This is a genomic window from Protofrankia sp. CiT1 (assembly GCF_917627335.1).
GTDB lineage: Bacteria > Actinomycetota > Actinomycetes > Frankiales > Frankiaceae > Protofrankia.
The window spans coordinates 1-3,341 of sequence record NZ_CAKJTP010000237.1; the positions used below are offsets into that span (position 1 = coordinate 1).

Genomic DNA, 3,341 nt, shown 5'->3' on the forward strand with positions numbered 1-3,341 from the left:
GACGCAGCCCTGGCCGAAGCCGCCGCCGCCCGCGTCGAGGCGCTGCGCCGCCACGCCGCGACCCGGCTGGTCGCCGTCGGCATCCAGGGGCGCAACATCTTCCACCAGGCGCTGGCCGGGGCCTACCGGGACGCGATCATGGCCTACGCCCGAGCCCGGCGCGCCGAGGGTGTCACCTGCTCGGAGAACGGCGGGGTTCTCGAGATCGAATTCGAGCTGCAGATCTGACGTCGGGTTTCAGCGGTGCCGGGTTTCAGCGGTGCTGGTTTTCAGAGTTTCAGACTTGCTGGTTTTCAGGGTTTCAGGGTTTCAGATTTCGGGATTCAGGATTCGGGGGTGCGGGCATGCGGGTCCGGGTGAAGTTCCGTTACCGCGTCGACACCGGCGAGGTCGAGGTGTTCCGCGTCGAGGACACGGCGGAAGGCGCGCCCGCCGCCGACCACGACGCCCGTCACGACCGGGTCACGGCCGACGTCGCCCGCATCGTCGAGAACAACGCTCTCATCGAACAGGAGGTCCCGGAACCGCCGCCGGCGGCTCGGGATCAGCTCAGACCGCGACCGATCGAGGAACCGCCCACCGGCCAGACCGGCCAGACCGAACGGGGGCCACGGCTCCGTGACTGACGCCCCGCTGCTTGACCGGGCCGCGAGCTGTTACCTGCGGGTGGGCCAGGTCGCCGAGGCCGCGCGCTGCTACCGGGAGGCCGGCTACTTCGCGCGGTCGGCGGATCTCTTCGCCCGGATCGGCCGCTACCGGGACGCGGCTACGGACTACGCCGCGGCCGGCCTCATCCACATCGCCGCGTGGGTGCTCGTCCACAACCTGAACGACCCGACCGCCGCCCGCGCGTCGCTGGCGCCCGACCCGGGCGACCCGGCCGATCTAGTCGACCCGGGCGGCCAGATCGACCCGGCGGACCTGGCCGGCTTGGCCGATCCGGTCGAATCGGCGGTCGGGTCGATGTTCGACGCCTTGGAGCGGCGGCTGGTGTCGGCTCGTTGCGACGTCGCCGACCGTCTGCCCTACCGGCGCATCCTTCCCGTGCTCGCGGACGTCCAAGCGATGCTGGCCGAGGCGTCGGCCGCCGGACGCTCGGCCGCCGAACCCGCCTGGCCGGCGAACGCGGCCAGCCGCCGGATCGAGGAATGGGCGGTCGCGCTGGCCGAGGCCGCGCACCGCTACGACCAGGTCGCGCTTGTCTTCGCCGCAGCCGTGCGAGGCGTTCGCCCCGGAGCGGAGCAACGCTGGGCCGAATGGTCAGCGCGGGTCCTGCACACCGAACTGACCTTACCATCCGCAGTGAGACAGACACCAGCAGCGACTTCGGCTGAGCCCGCGACCAGCCCGTCCGTGAGGTAGCCGATGACCGTACCTCCGCATCGTTCCGGGTCCGGCGCGGGGCGACGTTCGCCCCTTTTCCGCCTGGACGAGATCCCGCCGGACGAGGTTCCTGTGTCGCCGGCCGCGGGGTCCGGCGGGCGACCATTCGTGCCGGCTCCCACACCCCCGGCTACGCTCCCGGCACCCCAGAACGAACCGGCGAGCCGACCGTCGTCGTCAGGATCGGACGGGTCCGCCGAACCGGATGGGTCCGACCGGGCCGGGCCGGCTCCGGTGGTGGGACTCGCCGGCAGGTTCGGCTCCGCATCCGCGGCTCTTGTGTTCGCCGGTTCGCTGGTGGCGACCGGGCATGGTGACGGCTTCCGGTTCCTGCGGGTCCACCGGCCCGGCCCGGCCGCTGCCGGCACCGGTGACGGCAGCGGTGCCTGGTGGGTGGCCGTTGAGATGGCCCTCGACCTGGGCCGGGAGCTGGTGTCGACCGCGCACGGCCGGCTGTACGTCCACACCGACGGCCGGTTCCAGCCTGACCGTGGCTGGGGCCTTCCGCCGGCCGCGGCAGCCGGCGACGCTGCCGGCGAGGCGGTGCCGACGTCCGGCTTTGGTTCGGCGAGCGTCGTCGAGGTCGTGCGGGCAGCCGGGCTGCACCCGGTGGTGGCCGGCACGCCGACCGAGGCGGTGGTACTGCTGCCGGGTGCCCTGGCCGGTGGGGTCGTCCAACGTGCCCTGGAGCTGGGGCTTTCCGTACGGTACCGGCCGGTCCGGCTCGACCCGCTGTTCGACACCCCGCAATCAGCCATCCCGCAATCAGCCACGATGCAATCAGCCACGACGCGGTCCGACACCACCGCCGGGCCGTTCGGTGGCGGTCGGGTCGCCACCGAACTACGGCTGTCCGCGGCATCGGCGGAGCCTCTGCCCGCGTCGTTGCTGGTCGCGCTCAATCATGATCCGTTCGTGCTGCTCTGCCGAGCCACAGGTGACAGGCTGCTGGTTCAGCACGCCATGGCGTCCGCTTTGCCCGATCCGCTGCTCGCCGGCCTGGTGGACGCCGACACGTGGGTACTGGCCGACGGCTCCTTCGGCTGCTGGCGGCTGGTCGGCCTGGGCGAGCCGATGGACGCAGCCGCGCTCGTCCGACTCATGGACGGCTACCGGCTGGAAGCGCCGGAGCAGACCATAACGGCACCCGGCGACACGTCGCTGCGGCTGGCGGGGCGACCCGTCGCGATCGTCGCGGGCCGCACCAGCGGGGTCGACATCGACGCGGCGCTGCTCGACGACGACGACCTTGCCAGCATCCCTCCGCTGCTGGCGGGGCACCCGCTCGCCGAGATCGCGGTCGTCGTCCGCGGCCGGGACAGGCATCTGCTGCTGGCCCCGGGCGGCCTGCTCGAACGGCTCCCGGTCGGCGAACCGCTGTACTGCCTCGGGCCTGGCCCGCTGTTCCTGCCGGTCGGCTACCGGACGCGTCCGCGGCTGCCCCCGACCGCCCGCCGGGCACTGTTCGGCGTCGCGGACGACATCGCTGTGGTGGCGCTGCCGGCGCGAGCCGTCGCCTTCGACCTGCACGCTCGCGAGCCGGTGTGGACGTTGTGGGCCGGCCCCGGCCCAGAGCTTGACCTTCAGCTTCCACCGGAGGCCGTGGCCGCGCTGGCGGACGTCGATACGCAGGTCACCCCGCGGCCACCCGAGCCGGGGCCGGTTTCGGCGCCGGAGCCGTCCGCATCCGGCTGGCAGCGCGCCCGGGAACTGCTGAAGCGGGTACGCAACCGCGCCCCGGAGGCTCCGTCCGCGCCGCGGACCTGGCTGGACGATGCTCTCGAAGCCGAGTTCGCCGACAACTTCGTTCGGGCCGCGGAGCTCCATGAACGCAACGGCGACCCGCTGCGGGCCGCCCATCTCTACGAACGCGCCGCCCGCCGGAACGGAGCCCGAACCTCGCCATGACCCCGCCGATGACCGACTGCCCGTGGAACCAGGAGGACCGAGACAACCTC

At 72.7% G+C, this 3,341-nt stretch carries 3 protein-coding genes and 1 pseudogene; all 4 read left to right on the forward strand.

Annotated elements, in window-relative coordinates:
- Positions 1–228 (forward strand): annotated as a pseudogene (locus tag MJ785_RS20655) (molecular chaperone DnaJ); the annotation flags it as partial.
- Between the two features lie 116 nt (positions 229–344).
- Positions 345–626 carry a hypothetical protein gene (locus MJ785_RS20660; RefSeq protein ID WP_239337436.1) on the forward strand — a complete coding sequence of 94 codons (282 nt, stop codon included), beginning with the start codon at positions 345–347 and terminating at the stop codon, positions 624–626.
- Entirely contained in the window at positions 619–1,362 is a 744-nt protein-coding gene (locus tag MJ785_RS20665) for a hypothetical protein (RefSeq protein ID WP_239382435.1), read from the forward strand. The genes MJ785_RS20660 and MJ785_RS20665 overlap by 8 nt, the downstream gene beginning before the upstream one ends.
- 255 nt (positions 1,363–1,617) lie before the next feature.
- Positions 1,618–3,291 carry a hypothetical protein gene (locus tag MJ785_RS20670; protein ID WP_239382436.1) on the forward strand — a complete coding sequence of 558 codons (1,674 nt, stop codon included), beginning with the start codon at positions 1,618–1,620 and terminating at the stop codon, positions 3,289–3,291.
- Positions 3,292–3,341 lie beyond the last annotated feature (50 nt).